We start from the raw sequence: 17,056 nt of genomic DNA on the forward strand, positions 1-17,056 counted from the left end.
ATAACCCTTAGAAATTGTCAGTGGAGGTGAACACGCCGACCCGCAGGGCGTCGGCCGTGTAGATCTCGCGGCCGTCAACGCTGACCGAGCCATCGGCGATGGCCATGTTCAGCTTGCCCTTGAGGACGCGCTTGATATGAATGTTGTAGGTGACTTTCTTCGCGGTAGGCAATACCTGGCCGAAGAATTTCACTTCACCAGAACCCAGGGCGCGGCCACGGCCTGGCAGACCCTGCCAGCCGAGGAAGAAGCCCACCAGTTGCCACATGGCGTCGAGGCCCAGGCAGCCCGGCATCACCGGGTCGCCTTCGAAGTGGCAGGCGAAGAACCACAGGTCCGGGGTGATATCCAGCTCGGCGACCAATTCACCTTTGCCGTACTTGCCGCCTTCTTCGCTGATATGGGTGATGCGATCGACCATCAGCATGTTCGGCGCGGGCAGTTGCGCATTACCTGGGCCGAACAGCTCACCGCGACTGCAGCGCAGCAGGTCTTCCCGAGTAAAGGCGTGTTGTTTGGTCATGCGAGCTCCTCAATAACCCCCTGTGGCAGGGGATGAATCTTCCCGGCCAACCCGGCATCTCTCCGGGTGGCAGCCTACAGGTAGACTATTGCGTTGTGGTGAAAGTCACAGCGCACCTGGCGAAAGAAGTACAGGTGTGCACTGAAACGTCTATTTTCAGGTCCGACGAAGGTCCTGTCCAGTCCTTAAGACTGCCGCACTTTAGCATTTATCGCCAGTCGCGGCTGTCCGGCCAGGTAGCCAGCGCTGTAATACCCGCTGCAACTCGGTGCGGCGGAAGGGTTTGCTCAAGTAGTCGTTCATGCCAGCGGCGATGCAGCGCTCACGGTCGCCTTGCAGGGCATTGGCGGTCAAGGCGATGATCGGTAGCTGGCCACCGTTGGGCAGCAGGCGAATGCGCCGGGTGGCTTCGTAGCCATCCACGTGTGGCAGGCGGCAGTCCATCAGGACCGCGGCAAAGTGCTGTTGGCGAACTTGATCCACGGCCTGAACGCCATCGTGTGCCACGCTGACCTCCAGCCCCAGGCTGCGCAGCATGGCCTCGATAACGCTTTGATTGACGGGATTGTCCTCGACCAGCAGGATGCGTTCACCTTCCGCCAGCAGCCCTTGGGCTGGCGTGGCACCGGGCAATACCGCCGGCACGCTGTTGGCCAGTGCCAGCGGCATCTCCAGGGTAAAGGTCGAGCCCAACCCTTCGCGGCTTTCGCCACGCAACTTGCCGCCCATGCGTTCAGCCAGGGTGCGGGCGATGGACAAGCCCAGGCCGGTCCCCCCATAGCGCCGCGAGATCGAGCTGTCGGCCTGTTGGAAGGCGACGAACATCATTTCCAGGCGCTCGCTGTCGATACCGATGCCGGTGTCGCGCACGCTGCAGGTAAACCACAGCGTCTGCCTGTCGAGCACCTGCCAGCGGGCTTCGACCTGCACCTGGCCGCGCTCGGTGAATTTCAAGGCATTGCCAACCAGGTTGAGCATGATCTGGCGAATGCGCGTCGGGTCGCCCATCACGTGCACCTGATCGCTTGCGACTGGCAGGTGCACGTGCAATTCCAGGCCCTGCTGCTGGGCGCTGTGCTGGAACGGCTGCACGCTGCTGACGATCAACTCGCCGAGGTTGAAGTCGATGTGTTCCAGCTGCAACGTGGTGCGTTCGATTCGCGAGAAATCAAGAATGTCGTTAATCACCTTGAGCAAGTGCCCAGTGGATTCGCTGGCTACTGCCGTGTACTCGGCCTGTTCACCGGTCAGCGGGGTGGTTTCCAGCAACTGCAGCATGCCCAGCACGCCATTCATGGGCGTGCGCAGCTCATGGCTCATCATTGCCAGAAATTCCGATTTGGCGCCGTTGGCCTGCTCGGCTTCCTCACGTGCCTGAATCAACTGGGCCATGGCTTGCTTCTGTTCGGCACTGGCCTGTTCCAGGGCGCTGGCGAGGTTGTTGATGTGGCGTGCAAGGTGGCCCAGCTCGCTGTCATCGACGACCGGCAACGGTGCGTTGTACTCGCCCTGTTGGATGGCCTTGACCGCGTGCCCCATGTCGCTGATCGGCTTGGCCAGGCTCATGGCCAGGCGGCGGGCGAGGAGGAAGGTGAACAGCAGGGCAAACAGGGCCAGGATGCCGGCCTTGATCACGATTTCCTGCTGGCGCTGGCTGAAGGCGTCATCCGACATCCCGACGATCACCCGCCCCAGATAGTCGTCGCCAATCGAGGGGGGTGGCGCAGTGCCTTGCTGCAGGAAGTCGTTGTCCAGCCGGATCTGTTGCAGGCGGATCGGCGCCTGGAACACCTCCACCCGTTGCGCTCGGTTGGCGCTTTCGCCGGACTGCTCGACATACACCAGGATGTTGTTGCGGCTGTCCTGAACCTCCAGGAAGCGCACGTGGGGGATGCTCAATGTGGCCCGCATCAGGCCTTCGAGCACTTCATTGTTGCCTGAGATCACCCCATATTCGGAGGCCGGGGCCAGCTGATTGGCGATCAGTTGCCCGGTGTGATTGAGCTCTTGGCGCAAGTCCTGGATACGCACGAATGTGAAGAAGCTGATCAGCAGCAGGGTCAGCAGCAGCGCGGGGCCCAGGCTGATGATTTGGGTGCGGGTGTGGATGTCCCAGCTCAGGCGTTTGCTCATGGGGTGGGTTCTCCTTCGGCCAGGGCTTTGGCAGTGGCGGTCGGATCGATAGGTTCAAGGCCAAGGGCGCGTGCCACCTGCTGGTTGCCGCTGACCCCGAAACGTGCCGGGTACAGGCTGCGTGGCCAGCGCGACGGCGGATGGTCGAGCAACTGGTCGAGCACCGCCAACCAGTCGTCCTGGTCGCTGTAGGTGCTGGCCAGGGCGCCGGCGCGAACGAAGCCGGCGTTGGGGCCTATCAGCGCCATCTGCCGGCCATAGCTGCTGAGCAGCAGATTCTTTGCGGTCTTGGAGTTGTACAGGTAGGGGTCATCGAGGCCGAGCAGCACGTCGCTGCTGCCCAGCACATGCTGCAGAGGGCGGCTGTCACGCTGGTCCGGCCAGTCTTGGGCAATGACTTCCAGACCCAGCGGGCGGGCCGCCTGACGCAGTTCATCGAGCAGAAAATAGCTGTTTTCACCGTACAGCACGCCAATGCGCTGTGCCTGAGGCAACAGATAGCGGGCCAGGCGCAGCTGCCGAGCCAGCGGCGCATCACTCCACAGCAAGGTCAAGTAGCCGGGGCGGGCCTTTCCCAGACGCTGCTCGGCCTGCACGCGGCTTATACGCATGGCCAGCGCTGGCGGCCCGCTGGTTTCGTCCAGACGCCATTCCAGCGCGGCGCTGTCCAGCAGCACCAGGCGTGTGTCCGCGTTGAGTTGGCCGGGGCGGGGCAGTTCGCTGACGGTCTGGAATCGCACCTGGTCGTGGCTGCGGCGGCTTTCCAGCGCCGCGACAAAGCTGCGGATGCCGGGCTGATCCTCGCCACCGACCAACAGGATTTCGCTGGCAGACAGCGAACCGAGTGGCCATAGGCAGAACAGCAGCAGCCGCAGCAATCGTGCCATCAGAACTCCAGCTCCGCGCTCACGCTCAGGCGATGCCGGCTGTCGTAACGGTTCTGAACGGCGGTCGTGGGTTCGTCATCCAGACGCTGCTGCCACAAAGCGGCCAGTTCCAGGTTGCTGCCCTGGATACGAAACCGCTTGGCCAGGCGCAGGTCGAGGCGCTCGAAGCGATACTGGTTGAGCGCATTGTCGCCGTAGTAGAACAGCGCGCTTGACCAGCCCTGGCCCCATTCGCGCATCCAACCCGCCGAGCCACTGTTGCGCGCCGTGTTGGTGCTATCGGCACGGTTGCTGGCCCAGGCATCGACGTAGGCGTAGGTGAAGCGCAGGCGGTCACTGCGGGTCGGGCGCCAGTCCAGCTGCGCTTCACTGCCGCTGAAGCGAGCCTTGTTCGCGTTGCTGGCGATGTACTGGTTGTTTTTCAACGGTTCGCTGATCATCCCGGTGATCTCGTCGTAGAACAGCTTTACATCCATGTTCAGGTCGAAGTCGCTGAACTGGCCGTTATAGCCCAGCTCGCGGGAGCGCATGCGTTCCTGGACGAGATTGCCCGGGCCACGAGTCTTGACGAAGTACTCGCCGTTCTGCTGGCCGAACGCGGAGGGCGTCAGGTTCTTGACCGTGTAGCTCCAGTTGACGTTGTTCTCGAACATGTCCGGCGAACGCACGGCTTCCGAGTACACTGCACGCAGGCCGTGGCGCGGCGTGATCAGGTAGTTGACCGCCATGCGCGGGGTCAGCGAGCTGCCGGACAACTGCGAGTCCTCGAACATCGCACCGCCCTGCACGATCCAGTGTTCGTCGGCGCGCCACTCCAGTTGGCCGAACAGGCGCCAGGTCTGGTCGTCGAGGCTGCCGTCAAAGTAAGTCTGCGAATCGGCGCGATCATAGCGGTAGTTCATGCCGCTGAGCAGGCGCAAACTGTCGGTCAGGCTCAGGGTGTCCTGGATTTCCAGGTCGTAGCGGGTTTCCCGAGTGCTCTGATCAACGTCGCCGCAGACCACATTACGGCCGCCCTGGTTGTTCCACTGGTCCTTGATTGCATCGACCAGTGCCTGTTCTTCGGGATTGCTGCTGCTGGGTGGATTGTTGGCGCCACGTGCGACCAGCTCGGCGAAATTCGGGTTCAGCTGCCACAGCCGGGTAAGCTCTGGGCTGAACGACAGCGCCGCGTCGCACGCGCGCCAGACCTGCTGGCGGTCGAAGTGCTGAGCCGAACCCTGTACGTAAAGACTGTGCTCCGGGTTGAAATCGATGTTCCAGCGCACCGAGCCTGCATAATCCTTGGCATTGACATCGGCGTTGTCACCATTTGTCGTGACGAAGGGGAAAACGGGCTGATACGTATAGGGCCGCTGGTTGCTGCCTTCCTTGGCCGCCAGCTGCCATTCCAACGTCTGATTCAGCGCCAGGTTATGGCTGACGCTCAGGTTGAAGCGGTTCAGGCGGCGGCTGTCGCGGTAGTCCTGGCCGTATTGGTTTTCATCGAAACCGTCATCTTTCTGCCCTGACACCGACAAGCGCAGGTCCCCCCCCTCCCAGCCGAAACCTTGGCTGAGGTAGTAATCATCGATGCCGTCCTGGCCTCGGGTCAACTTCATGCGGGTGCCGTGGCTGTCAGCGGGGTTGCGGGTGAGGATGTTGACCACCGCCATCAGCGCGTTAGCGCCGTAGCTGACGGTATTTGGGCCGCGAAACACCTCGATACGCTCGATATCCTCCAGCGCCACCGGGATGTCACTCCAGTCCACCGTGGCCAGGCCCGCGCGGTACACCGAGCGGCCATCGATCAGCACTTGCATGCGCCGCGCTTCGTTGACGTTGGTGCCGTGGTAGTTGACGGTCGGCTGGTTGCCGGCGCCGTAGCCGATCATCATGCCTGGCACCAGGCGCAGCAGCTCGGGGATGTCTCGGGCGCCGCTGGCGTGGATCAGGTCGCTGTCGATCACGGTCATGCTGCCTGGCACGGCCGCCGGGGATTGTTTCAGCCGGGTGGCGGTCAGAACCTGCGGCAGGTCGGTGTTGTCGAGGAACAGGTCGTCGGCCATCGCCGGACCACCGAGCAATGCGGTCAATAGCAGCAGGCGAGGGTAGGGGGGCGTGCCAGGGAACACGATACGGCCTTGTATCAGAGTTGAGACAGGCATGTTAACTGACCGTGAAGGTTTTGCCAGTGATCTGCGGCACGGACACTGGTTCTGTCGCAAGTGCGCCGTATAATGGCCCGGTCGCCACTTAATTTATGGCTTTAACGGATTGAATATGACTGAACAGCAACCTGTTGCAGTTCTGGGTGGCGGAAGCTTCGGCACCGCCGTGGCCAACCTGCTGGCGCAGAACGGCGTGCCGGTGCGCCAATGGATGCGCGACCCCGAGCAGGCCGAGGCCATGCGTGTCAATCGCGAGAACCCACGCTACCTCAAGGGCATCCGTGTGCATGATGGCGTCGAACCGGTCAATGACCTGCTGGCCACCTTGCAGTCCAGCGACCTGGTGTTCGTCGCCCTGCCTTCGAGTGCACTGCGCAGTGTGCTGGCCCCGCATGCCGACCTGCTGCGTGGCAAATGCCTGGTCAGCCTGACCAAGGGCATCGAAGCGCAGAGCTTCAAGCTGATGAGCCAGATTCTCGAAGAGATCGCGCCCGAGGCGCGCATCGGCGTGCTGTCTGGGCCCAACCTGGCCCGCGAGATTGCCGAGCATGCGCTGACCGCCACGGTGGTCGCCAGCGAAGATGAAGACCTGTGCCAGCGCGTGCAGGCCGTTTTGCACGGCAGCACCTTCCGCGTCTACGCCAGCAGCGACCGCTTCGGCGTCGAGCTGGGCGGGGCGCTGAAGAACGTCTACGCGATCATCGCCGGCATGGCAGTGGCGCTGGGCATGGGCGAGAACACCAAGAGCATGCTGATCACCCGGGCGCTGGCCGAGATGACCCGCTTCGCCGTGAGTCAGGGTGCCAACCCGATGACCTTCCTCGGCCTGGCGGGGGTCGGCGATTTGATCGTCACCTGTTCCTCGCCTAAAAGCCGCAACTATCAAGTGGGGCACGCCCTGGGCCAGGGCCTGAGCCTGGAGCAGGCGGTCAGTCGCCTGGGCGAAGTGGCCGAAGGGGTCAATACGCTCAAAGTGCTCAAGGCCAAGGCCGAAGAAGTACAGGTTTACATGCCACTGGTGGCTGGCCTGCATGCCATCCTGTTCGAAGGCCGCACGTTGAACCAGGTGATCGAGCGCCTGATGCGCGCCGAGCCCAAGACCGACGTCGACTTCATTTCCACCAGCGGTTTCAACTGAGCTGAGCAGATCAAGGAGCGAAACATGAACGATACCCCCGAGCACGCCCAGCGTGAGTCGATCATCCTGCGTGTGCTGTGGATGCTGGTATTCCTGGTGGTCTGGCAACTGGCTGAGCTGTTGCTCGGCGGCCTGGTGCTGGTGCAGCTCGTCTACCGCCTGATCTACGGCGCGCCGAGCGCGAGCCTGATGAACTTTGGCGATAGCCTGAGCCAGTACCTGGCACAGATCGGTCGCTTCGGCACCTTCCACACTGACACCAAGCCTTGGCCATTCGCTGATTGGCCTGCCCCCCGCGCGCCGGAAGGCGAAGCACCGCACGCCGTGGCCCCGGCGCCGCATCCGGTACGTGACCAGGAGCCCAAGCTGTGAAGCTGTGGGTGCTGCGCCATGGCGAGGCGGAGCCACGGGCCAATACCGACGCCGAGCGGCGCCTGACGGCCCATGGGCGCGAGCAGGTGCTGCACAGTGCGGCGCATCTGCTGGGTCAGCCGTTGCAGGCGATCTATGCCAGCCCCTACGTGCGTGCCCAGCAGACGGCGACCCTGGTACATGACACCCTGGGCTTCGCTGAGCCGATGCGCACCGTGCCCTGGTTGACGCCGGAGAGTAATGCCCAGCAGGTGATCAATCAGCTCGAGCGCCTTGGGCTGGAGCATGTGCTGCTGGTGAGCCATCAGCCGCTGGTGGGGTCGCTGGTGAGTATGCTTGAACATGGGCACGTTCAGCAGCCTGCGCCGCTGGGCACCGCCAGCCTGGCAGAACTGGAAGGGGACTGGCCACTGGCTGGGTTGATGACGCTGCGCAACCTCCATCACGCGCCATAAAGGCATGCCTGCAAGCTCTTTGCGGCAGAGCAGAGAATTAGCCTGAGAATAAAGGCTAGTTCTCATTGGGTGTAGCAGGTGTTTGCTTGGCGTCTTGAAATATCGATTTTTCTGAAGCTGGGTAAGCCCTGTCCTTGGGGAGCGATATTGAAATGTAAGGGTCAGATTGCTCCTGCTTCGCAAGCGAGGGGCATCTCTTAGTTTCGCAATACAAGGACTGGTCGAGTGTTGCCGGCAGCATGCGGGCCGTAGAGGATGCCTTGGTTAGTTGGGGTCCCGGAGATGTTCATGTAGTAATAGCTGCCGGCGCTGCCAGGGGTGAGAGTCCAAACACCAAATAAGTATTTCCCTCCATTGCTTGAGGATCTTGCGTTGTACCATGCTAATAGAGAAGCAACGTCAGGGTTTTCTAAAGCGTAGATCTTATAAAGTGTTTGTAATTGGGTCAGGGAAGGAAGCTGCCCGCCTAACGTTATAGCCCGCTGAGCGGCTGCGCCCCATGCTAAGTAATCACTGGTATAGGAGATCGTCATGACGTTGCGGACGGTCAGTTGATAGCTGTCGATGGCGCCTAAGGCATCGGTTACGGTCATTGTAACGCTGCCATTACTCCAGACAGTCACCTGGCCTGTGGTCTGGCCAACTGTTGCAATAGCTTCATCGCTTGACCTGTACGTATAGGACGGTTTCCCACCCTGTGCGGTACGGGTGAACTGAGCGCCAGTAGGAGGAAAGGCCGGTTTACGTCCCGCGGCAACTATGTAGTTGGTGGCCGCGAAGGTCATGTCCTCGCCAAAGACCAGTTCCTCCCCGACTTTGAAAGAAAGCGGTGAGGAGGTGCGTGTGCCGGTATTCGTTTGGCTGTTCATGTGTCTGCCTGCTTGTTTGTGAAGCGCAAGTAAAGTAGGGGTTGGAAGATAGAGCCTGGCGGGCACTATCAGGTAATGCTGCTTAAGTATTGTCAGTATTAATAACGTAGATCAGTGCCCTAACGGTGACAACTGGCATTTCTGCTAGTTGTCACCACTGAATATCCATGTTTGAGGCTGAGCTGCTGGGAAGTGAGTGGCTGGTGGCCGGGCTGATGAGCCTGCTGAGTTTGCTCCTGTTTCCTGCGCCCTGAGCGGTTGGCAACTGGCATTTTTGTCAGTTGTCGGCCATTGGATCTATTGCTAGCGTTGCCCCGTAATTAACGACGGATGAAACTGGCAGGGAGTGTCAAATGATTGGGCTGATACCGGAGTTGCTGCGCTCGCTGGACCTGCAGCCATCGTTGGATAAAGTGCAGGGTGGTGAGAGTCTGGATTACGCCCAGTACAGCGTGTTGCGCGACTCTGTCGACGCCAAGTTTCATTTTCTGCTGGGTAACATTCGCCATCTGAACCGGCAGAGCGCTACAAGTCATCAGCATGTGGATGAAGAATTGCGCAAGCTGCAGGATGCCTGCCTGCGCGCTTCCCACCTCTTGCAAACCAGCTGTCTGGCGCTGCGCCGCCTGGAGCTCGATTACCACGACCAGCGCTTGGCGCGTGAGGCGCTGGAAGGACAGCTGGCCTACATGCAGGCCTGTTTGCGCCGCTCGCTGGCTAGTTTCGATAAGTTGGCATGACCTGATCGCCCTTGCCCATGACCTATCCGGACGTTGCCGTGCGAACTGTGAGCGCTGACAATGGGCCATCATTCCCCTCCGGACCCGGCGCCATGTCGCAGCAGATCTTCTTCGCCCATGCCAACGGCTTCCCGTCGGCCACCTACGGCAAGCTGTTTGCTGCCTTGGCGCCGGACTACCAGGTGCAGCACCTGCCCCAGCACGCTCACGACCCGCGCTTTCCAGTGAACGAAAACTGGCAGAATCTGGTTGATGAACTTCTTCACCACCTGGCCCAACAGGATGCTCCAGTGTGGGGGGTCGGCCACTCCCTGGGTGGCGTCCTGCATTTACATGCCGCCTTGCGTTGCCCCGAGTACTATCGAGGCGTGGTCATGCTCGACTCACCGGTGCTGACCCGTGCCGATCAATGGTTGCTGCGCACCGCCAAGCGTTTCGGCTTCATCGACCGCATCACACCGGCGGGCCGCACCCTGGGCCGGCGCGAAGCTTTCGCCGACCGCGACAGCGCCCGCGACTACTTCGCCAGTAAGAGCCTGTTCCGGCATTTTGATCCCGAATGCCTGGAGGCCTATGTGGAGCACGGGCTCGAGGACGCCGAGCAGGGCTTGCGCCTGCGCTTTGACCCGGCCACCGAAATCAGCATCTACCGCAGCATCCCGCATACCAGCCCGGCCCCGGCACGCCTGCTTCAGGTGCCGCTGGCCATGGTGCGTGGCGACCGCAGCCAGGTGATCCGTCGCCATCACACCCTGGCCGTGCGTGGCATGCCCAGGGGTGAATACCACAGTGTGCCGGGCGGGCACATGTTTCCGCTGGAGCGACCCACCGACACCGCCAGCCTGATCAAGGGCCTGTTCGACCGCTGGAGCCAGGCATGAGCGCGCACGTCGAGGAGATTCGCCTGAGCCTGGGGCATATCGAGTTGGCCGCCCACCTGTTCGGCCCCGAAGACGGGCTGCCGGTGATCGCCCTGCACGGCTGGCTGGACAACGCCAACAGCTTCGCCCGCCTGGCGCCCAAGTTGAAAGGCCTGCGCATTGTCGCCCTCGACTTGGCCGGGCATGGTTATTCGGAGCACCGTCCCGCAGGCGCCAGTTATGCACTGGCCGACTACGCCCACGATGTGCTGCGGGTTGCCGAACAGCTGGGCTGGAAACGGTTCGCGTTGTTGGGGCATTCGCTGGGGGCCATCATCTCGGTGCAACTGGCTGGCGCTTTGCCGGATAGAGTCAGCCATCTGGTACTGATCGACGGCGTGATTCCTCCGACCGGCGCCGAGGAAGATGCCGGCGAGCGCCTAGGGATGGCGCTGCAGGCGCAGTTGCGCCTGGATGGAAAGCGCAAGACGGTCTACAAAACCCTGGAAGAGGGTGTGCAGGCGCGCATGAAGGGCATGGTCGCGGTCAGCCGTGACGCCGCCGAGCTGCTCGCCCAGCGTGGGTTGATGCCAGTGCCCGGCGGCTACAGTTGGCGCAGCGACAGCCGCCTGACCCTGCCATCACCGGTGCGCCTTTCCCAAGCACAGGCCATGGCCTACGTGCGTCGGGTGAGTTGCCCGGCCTGCCTGGTGGTGGCGGCCGATGGTATGCTGGCGCGGCACACCGAATTGCTGCAGCCGCTAACCTTCCAGCAGACGGTGCTGCCTGGCGGTCATCACTTGCATCTGAACGATGAGCACGGTGCTGCCCTTGTCGCAGACTGTATCAATAGCTTCTTTGCCTTTGCTTGACTTGCACCGGACAAGTGTCGAGGCTTGGCGGGTTGAAAGGGAGACAACCATGCAATTGCCAGACATCCTGGAGCTTCACCTCGGCGCCGGTCGCCGCCTGGGCCGCCGATGAGCGCGCCCGTTTCCATCCGCACCGCCGTGGGTGCCTGCCTGCTGCTCGCCAGCCCGTTGCTGTGGGCCGGAAGCTTGCCGGTCCCCGTGGACGCCAAGGTGGTCGACCAGCGCCCGGCAGTCGAGCAGGAACGCATCTACCCCATGGGCCCGCTGCGCAAGATCAGCGGCCGCCTGCGCGTCGATGACAAGGTCGAAAGCCGCGGTCAGGTCAGCTCCGTCACCTATGAACTGCCGGTAGAACGCACCGCGCGTGACGCCTTCACCAGCGCAAGGGAAGAGCTTCAGCGTGATGGCGGTTACCCGCTGTTCTGGTGCCAGGGCCGTGATTGTGGTGAAGCCAGCCTGTGGGCCAACGATGTATTCGCCAATGCCCGCCTCAATGGTGGTGACGAGCAACAGGCCTTCATTCTCTTGCGCCGCTCCGCCGAAGAGGCCGATACCCTGGTGGCGTTGTACAGCGTTACGCGCGGCAACCGCCGTGCTTACCTGCATGTTGAAGAGTTCGTCGCCGGCAGCCCGCTCGGTGAGCTACTGCCGACCGCTGCCACGGTCCTGCGCGAAATGCGCGACACTGGCAAGCTCGACTACCCTGATTTGAACACCCCGCAGCCGGCATGGGTCACCTTGCTGGGCCGCAGCCTTAACCTGGACAGCACCCTGCGTGCCAGCCTCAGCGGCAAAGAAGCCGAGGCCTGGCGCGAGCAATTGGTCAAGGCGGGGGTGCGCAGCAACCGGCTCGAAGTCGGCACCGCTGCCACCGACGGCCTGCACCTGGAACTGATCCGTTGAGTGAGCGCCACCATGGCCAACAATGATCGCTTGCTGATCCAGATCATCCTGCTGACCTTGCTCGGCGCTGCCCTGTGGGTAATGGCACCGTTCATTTCTGCGCTGCTGTGGGGGGCTATTCTGGCCTTCGCCAGCTGGCCGCTGATGCGCCTGCTCACCCGTGCACTGGGCGGGCGCGAAACGCTGGCGGCTAGCCTGCTGACCACGGCCTGGATTTTGATCGTGGCCTTGCCGCTGGTGTGGTTGGGCTTCAACCTGGCGGACCATATCCGCGACGCCACGGCCTTTGTGCGCGATGTGCAGGTGGACGGGCTGCCCGATGCACCGGACTGGCTGGGGGGGATTCCGCTGGTGGGTGAGCGCCTGGTGCGCTGGTGGCAATCGCTGGATCAGCAGGGCGCCGCATTGATCGCTTCGGCCAAGCCTTACTTTGGCCAGGTGGGCAACTGGCTGCTGGCGCGCAGTGCGCAGATTGGCAGCGGTGTGCTGGAACTCACTCTCAGCCTGATCTTCGTATTCTTCTTCTACCGCGACGGGCCGCGTCTGTCAGCGTTCGTGCTGCGTTTGCTCAACCGCCTGGTGGGCGACCGCGCCGAGTATTACCTGGAGCTGGTGGCGGGCACCGTGCAACGGGTAGTCAACGGCGTGATCGGTACTGCAGCGGCGCAGGCCCTGCTGGCCCTCATCGGTTTCCTGATTGCCGGCGTCCCTGGTGCGATCGTGTTGGGCCTGGTGACCTTCATGCTCAGTCTGATCCCCATGGGGCCGCCGCTGGCGTGGATTCCTGCGACTGCCTGGCTGGTGTGGCAAGGCGAGTATGGCATGGCGGTGTTTCTGGGTATCTGGGGCACCTTCGTCATCAGTGGCGTGGACAACGTGCTCAAGCCGTATCTGATCAGCCGGGGTGGAAACCTGCCGTTGGTGATCGTGCTGCTCGGGGTGTTCGGCGGCTTGATTGCCTTTGGCTTCATTGGTCTGTTCATCGGGCCGACCTTGCTGGCTGTCGGTTACAGCCTGCTGTTGGACTGGAGCCGCAATTCGGTACAGGCTCAGCCCTGACCTGTACTGGCCCTTTCGCGGGGCAAGCCCGTTCCCACAATTATTGATGTATGCAGGACCATTGAGGGAGCGGGCGTGACCCGCGAAGAGGCCGGCACAGACCCTCCCAAACCTTGATTTTTACGCATTCTTTATACCCACCCCCATCCCTCAATCTCGCCCCTTTACACCCCTCCCTCGGACAATTCCCTCAAAGCGGTCCAAACCGCACAACGGGGAGTTTCACTCATGTACATGCTCGACGGTCTGTCACTGCTTCTGGCAGTGGCCTTGGCGGTTTACCTGCTGGTCGCGCTGCTGCGCGCCGATCGCAGCTAGGGAGCGGCCATGCACAGTTACGATTACCTATTGCTGTTGGCCTTCTTTGCCATCGTGCTGCTGCCGGCACCCTGGCTCGGGCGGTTCTACTACAAGGTCATGGAAGGCCAGCGTACCTGGCTGACGCCTGTGCTCGGCCCGGTGGAGCAGGGCTGCTACCGGCTGGCCGGTGTACGCGCCGAACAGCAACAGAACTGGAAGCAGTACACCCTGGCCCTGCTGGCCTTCAACCTGGCCGGCTTCCTGCTGCTGTTCACCGTGCTCCTGTTGCAAGGCTACCTGCCGCTCAACCCGCAGCACCTGCCCGGCCAGGAATGGTCGCTGGCGTTCAATACGGCGGTCAGCTTCGTCACCAACACCAATTGGCAGGCCTACAGCGGTGAGGCGTCGGTCAGCTACCTGAGCCAGATGCTCGGGCTGACCGTGCAGAACTTCGTCAGCGCCGCCACCGGCCTGGCCGTGCTGGTCGCGCTGTGCCGCGGCGTTGCCCGGCGCTCGACCACCAGCCTTGGCAACTTCTGGGTCGACATGACCCGCGCCACCCTCTACGGCCTGCTGCCGCTGTGCCTGCTGCTGGCGCTGCTGCTGGTGTGGCAGGGCGTGCCGCAGACCTTTGCCGACTACGCCCACGCCGTGACTCTGCAAGGCGCTGACCAGACTATTCCGCTAGGGCCAGCCGCCAGCCAGATCGCCATCAAGCAGTTGGGCACCAACGGCGGTGGCTTCTTCGGCGTCAACTCCGCGCACCCGTTCGAGAACCCCACGGCCTGGAGCAACCTGTTCGAGGTCGCCTCGATCATCCTCATCCCGGTGGCCCTGGTGTTCACCTTCGGCCACTACGTCAAGGACCTGCGCCAGAGCCGCGCAATCCTGGCTTGCATGCTCGGCCTGTTCCTGATCGGCGGGGCCACCGCGCTGTGGTCGGAGCACCAGCCCAACCCGGCACTCGACAGTGCGCAGGTGCAGCAGAGCGCGCCGATGGAGGGCAAGGAAAGCCGCTTCGGCACCACCGGCTCGGTACTGTGGACGGTGACCACCACCGCCGCCTCCAACGGCTCGGTCAACGCCATGCACGACAGCCTCAACCCGCTAACCGGCATGGTCGCCATGGTCAACATGATGGTCGGCGAGGTGATCTTCGGCGGCGTCGGTGCGGGGCTCTACGGCATGCTGCTGTTCGTGCTCATCGCCGTGTTCCTGGCGGGCTTGATGATCGGCCGCACGCCGGAATACCTCGGCAAGAAACTGCAGGCGCGGGAAGTGCAGCTGCTGGTGGCCACCCTGCTGGTGATGCCGGTTGGCGTGCTGGTGTTGGGCGCCATTGCCGCCAGCCTGCCAGGCCCTGCCGGTGCGGTCAGCAACCCTGGCGCGCACGGTTTCAGCCAGCTGCTGTACGCCTACACCTCCGGCACCGCCAACAACGGATCGGCCTTCGCCGGGTTCGGTGCCAACACGGTGTACCACAACGTGATGATCGGCCTGGCCATGCTGATCGGGCGCTTCGGCTACATCCTGCCGGTCCTGGCCCTGGCCGGCAGCCTGGCGGCGAAGAAAAGCGCGCCGCAGGGGCTGAACAGCTTCCCCACCCACGGCCCGCTGTTCACCGGCCTGTTGCTGGTGACCATCTTGCTGGTGGGCGGCCTGACCTTCCTGCCGACCCTGGCCCTTGGGCCAATCGCCGAACACCTGAGCCTGGGTTTCTGAGGATCGACCATGAACATGCCCATTCCTGAAGTGAACGCCTCGCGCAGCGCCAAGGACCAGACCCGCTTCGCCGCGCTGTGGCGCCCGGCGCTGGTGCAAGCGTTCGTCAAGCTCGACCCGCGTCAGCTCAAGCGCTCGCCGGTGATGCTGGTGGTCGCCCTGACTGCCCTGTTGACCACGGTCCTGTGCTTGGCCCCCGGCAGTGGCGTGAGCACTGGCGTTGCCGTGCAGATCGCCCTGTGGCTGTGGTTCACCGTGCTCTTCGCCAACTTTGCCGAAGCGCTGGCCGAAGGCCGCGGCAAGGCCCGTGCCGACAGCCTCAAGGCCGGTAGCCAGGGCCTGACGGCCCAACGCCGCAAACGCGATGGCAGCTTCGAAACCGTTACCGCCACCCAGCTGCGCAAGGACGACGTGGTCCGGGTGGTAGCTGGCGAGATGATCCCCGGTGACGGCGAAGTGCTCGAAGGCATCGCCGCCGTCAACGAAGCGGCCATTACCGGTGAGTCCGCACCGGTGATCCGCGAGTCCGGTGGTGACCGCTCGGCCGTCACCGGCAATACGCGGCTGGTCTCCGACTGGTTGCTGATCCGTATCACCAGCAACCCCGGTGAATCGACCCTGGACCGCATGATCGCCCTGGTCGAAGGCGCCAAGCGGCAGAAGACCCCCAACGAAATCGCGCTGGACATCCTGCTGATCGGCCTGACCCTGATCTTCCTGATCGTGGTGGTCACCCTGCAGCCCTTCGCCCACTTCGCCGGTGGCAGCCTGCCGCTGATCTTCCTCGCGGCGTTGCTGGTGACGCTGATCCCGACGACTATCGGTGGCCTGCTCTCGGCCATCGGCATCGCTGGCATGGACCGCCTGGTGCGCCTGAACGTGATCGCCCGCTCGGGCCGCGCGGTAGAGGCCGCCGGTGACGTGCACACGCTGATGCTCGACAAGACCGGCACCATCACCTTTGGCAATCGCCGTTGCAGCGCCCTGCACGCGGCCACCGGGGTCACTGCCAAGGAGCTCGGGGAGGGCGCCTTGCTCGCTTCGCTGGCCGATGACACCGCCGAAGGCAAGTCGATTGTCGAGTACTTGCGCCAGTTGCACGACTTCATCGAACCTGCAGCCGGGGAGTTCGAAGCCATTGCCTTCAGCGCCGAGACGCGCCTGTCGGGAATAGACCTGCAACACCATCGCTACCGCAAAGGCGCCGTCGATGCGGTACTGGCGTTCGTCGGCATGCAACGCCTGGAGATGCCGGCGGCACTGTCCCGCGAAGTCGAGCGCATTGCCCAGGGCGGTGGCACGCCGCTGCTGGTGTGCGTGGACAAGCGCCTGCTCGGGGTGATCCACCTCAAGGACGTGGTCAAGCCCGGCATCCGTGAGCGCTTCGCCGAGCTGCGCAAGCTGGGCATCCGCACCGTGATGGTCACCGGCGACAACCCGCTGACCGCTGCCGCCATCGCCGCCGAGGCCGGTGTGGATGACGTGCTGGCCGAAGCCACACCGGAGAAGAAGCTGGCGCGCATCCGCCAGGAGCAGAACGACGGCCGCCTGGTGGCCATGTGCGGCGACGGTGCCAACGACGCCCCGGCGCTGGCCCAGGCCGACGTGGGCATGGCCATGAATGACGGCACCCAGGCAGCCCGCGAGGCGGCCAACATGGTGGACCTGGACAGCGACCCGACCAAGCTGCTGGACGTGGTGCAGGTCGGCAAGGAGCTGCTGGTGACCCGAGGCGCGCTCACCACCTTTTCCATCGCCAACGACGTGGCCAAGTACTTCGCCATCCTGCCGGCGCTGTTCGCCGCCATCTACCCGCAACTGGGCGTGCTCAACCTGATGCACCTGGCCAGCCCGCAGAGCGCGATCCTCTCGGCGATCGTGTTCAACGCGCTGATCATCACCGTGCTGATCCCGCTGGCGCTGCGCGGCGTGCGGGTGCAGGCGGCCAGTGCTGCCCACCTGCTGCGACGCAACCTGCTGATCTATGGCCTGGGCGGCATCATCGTGCCGTTCGCCGGGATCAAAGTGATCGACCTGCTGCTCAACGCCCTGCACCTGGTCTGAGGAGGCCAC

At 63.2% G+C, this 17,056-nt stretch carries 16 protein-coding genes; 11 read left to right on the top strand and 5 right to left on the bottom strand.

Annotation, left to right across the window (positions count from 1 at the left end; translation table 11 throughout):
• Positions 1-7: 7 nt before the first annotated feature.
• The 4 genes from fabA to ACZ6YA_RS18160 all read right to left on the bottom strand — a co-directional run bounded on the left by fabA (position 8) and on the right by ACZ6YA_RS18160 (position 5,690).
• Positions 8-523 (bottom strand): 3-hydroxyacyl-[acyl-carrier-protein] dehydratase FabA, encoded by a 516-nt coding sequence (gene fabA, locus ACZ6YA_RS18145; RefSeq protein WP_241807037.1) that lies wholly within the window; start codon positions 521-523, stop codon positions 8-10.
• A 201-nt stretch (positions 524-724) separates the two neighbouring features.
• Positions 725-2,656, bottom strand: a complete 1,932-nt coding sequence (locus ACZ6YA_RS18150) for an ATP-binding protein (RefSeq protein ID WP_465898470.1) — start codon at positions 2,654-2,656, stop codon at positions 725-727.
• On the bottom strand, positions 2,653-3,543 hold the full coding sequence (locus ACZ6YA_RS18155) for an ABC transporter substrate-binding protein (RefSeq protein ID WP_465898471.1): 891 nt from the start codon (positions 3,541-3,543) through the stop codon (positions 2,653-2,655). The genes ACZ6YA_RS18150 and ACZ6YA_RS18155 overlap by 4 nt, the downstream gene beginning before the upstream one ends.
• A complete protein-coding gene (locus tag ACZ6YA_RS18160) occupies positions 3,543-5,690 on the bottom strand; it encodes a TonB-dependent receptor plug domain-containing protein (RefSeq protein WP_465898472.1) in 2,148 nt (715 codons plus the stop codon). The genes ACZ6YA_RS18155 and ACZ6YA_RS18160 overlap by 1 nt, the downstream gene beginning before the upstream one ends.
• 115 nt (positions 5,691-5,805) lie before the next feature.
• Between ACZ6YA_RS18160 and ACZ6YA_RS18165 the strand changes: the two genes are divergently transcribed.
• The 3 genes from ACZ6YA_RS18165 to sixA are packed head-to-tail and all read left to right on the top strand — an operon-like array spanning position 5,806 to position 7,658.
• Positions 5,806-6,831 (top strand): NAD(P)H-dependent glycerol-3-phosphate dehydrogenase, encoded by a 1,026-nt coding sequence (locus ACZ6YA_RS18165; protein ID WP_465898473.1) that lies wholly within the window; start codon positions 5,806-5,808, stop codon positions 6,829-6,831.
• 24 nt (positions 6,832-6,855) lie between these two features.
• A complete protein-coding gene (locus ACZ6YA_RS18170) occupies positions 6,856-7,203 on the top strand; it encodes a DUF4389 domain-containing protein (protein ID WP_465898474.1) in 348 nt (115 codons plus the stop codon).
• Positions 7,200-7,658: a phosphohistidine phosphatase SixA gene (gene sixA, locus ACZ6YA_RS18175; protein ID WP_465898475.1), complete on the top strand. Its 459-nt coding sequence runs from the start codon at positions 7,200-7,202 to the stop codon at positions 7,656-7,658. Before ACZ6YA_RS18170 ends, sixA begins: the two co-directional genes overlap by 4 nt.
• A gap of 197 nt (positions 7,659-7,855) precedes the next feature.
• Here sixA and ACZ6YA_RS18180 read toward each other — a convergent pair whose 3' ends face one another.
• Positions 7,856-8,527, bottom strand: coding sequence for an Ig-like domain-containing protein (locus ACZ6YA_RS18180; RefSeq protein WP_465898476.1), 672 nt, complete (start codon positions 8,525-8,527; stop codon positions 7,856-7,858).
• 353 nt (positions 8,528-8,880) lie between these two features.
• Between ACZ6YA_RS18180 and ACZ6YA_RS18185 the strand changes: the two genes are divergently transcribed.
• From ACZ6YA_RS18185 to kdpB, 8 genes are all read left to right on the top strand, one after another.
• A complete protein-coding gene (locus tag ACZ6YA_RS18185) occupies positions 8,881-9,267 on the top strand; it encodes a hypothetical protein (protein ID WP_465898477.1) in 387 nt (128 codons plus the stop codon).
• Positions 9,268-9,359: 92 nt separating this feature from the next.
• Positions 9,360-10,148: an alpha/beta fold hydrolase gene (locus ACZ6YA_RS18190; protein WP_465898478.1), complete on the top strand. Its 789-nt coding sequence runs from the start codon at positions 9,360-9,362 to the stop codon at positions 10,146-10,148.
• A complete protein-coding gene (locus tag ACZ6YA_RS18195; RefSeq protein WP_465898479.1) occupies positions 10,145-10,999 on the top strand; it encodes an alpha/beta hydrolase in 855 nt (284 codons plus the stop codon). The genes ACZ6YA_RS18190 and ACZ6YA_RS18195 overlap by 4 nt, the downstream gene beginning before the upstream one ends.
• Positions 11,000-11,107: 108 nt before the next feature.
• Positions 11,108-11,902, top strand: coding sequence for a DUF4892 domain-containing protein (locus ACZ6YA_RS18200; RefSeq protein WP_465898480.1), 795 nt, complete (start codon positions 11,108-11,110; stop codon positions 11,900-11,902).
• 12 nt (positions 11,903-11,914) lie between these two features.
• Positions 11,915-12,961, top strand: a complete 1,047-nt coding sequence (locus ACZ6YA_RS18205) for an AI-2E family transporter (RefSeq protein WP_465898481.1) — start codon at positions 11,915-11,917, stop codon at positions 12,959-12,961.
• Positions 12,962-13,189: 228 nt separating this feature from the next.
• Positions 13,190-13,279 carry a K(+)-transporting ATPase subunit F gene (kdpF, locus tag ACZ6YA_RS18210; protein WP_033696222.1) on the top strand — a complete coding sequence of 30 codons (90 nt, stop codon included), beginning with the start codon at positions 13,190-13,192 and terminating at the stop codon, positions 13,277-13,279.
• Positions 13,280-13,288: 9 nt separating this feature from the next.
• Positions 13,289-14,983 carry a potassium-transporting ATPase subunit KdpA gene (gene kdpA, locus ACZ6YA_RS18215; RefSeq protein WP_465898482.1) on the top strand — a complete coding sequence of 565 codons (1,695 nt, stop codon included), beginning with the start codon at positions 13,289-13,291 and terminating at the stop codon, positions 14,981-14,983.
• Between the two features lie 9 nt (positions 14,984-14,992).
• Positions 14,993-17,047, top strand: coding sequence for a potassium-transporting ATPase subunit KdpB (kdpB, locus tag ACZ6YA_RS18220; RefSeq protein ID WP_465898483.1), 2,055 nt, complete (start codon positions 14,993-14,995; stop codon positions 17,045-17,047).
• Positions 17,048-17,056 lie beyond the last annotated feature (9 nt).

It is taken from the genome of Pseudomonas sp. NPDC090752, from assembly GCF_055584805.1.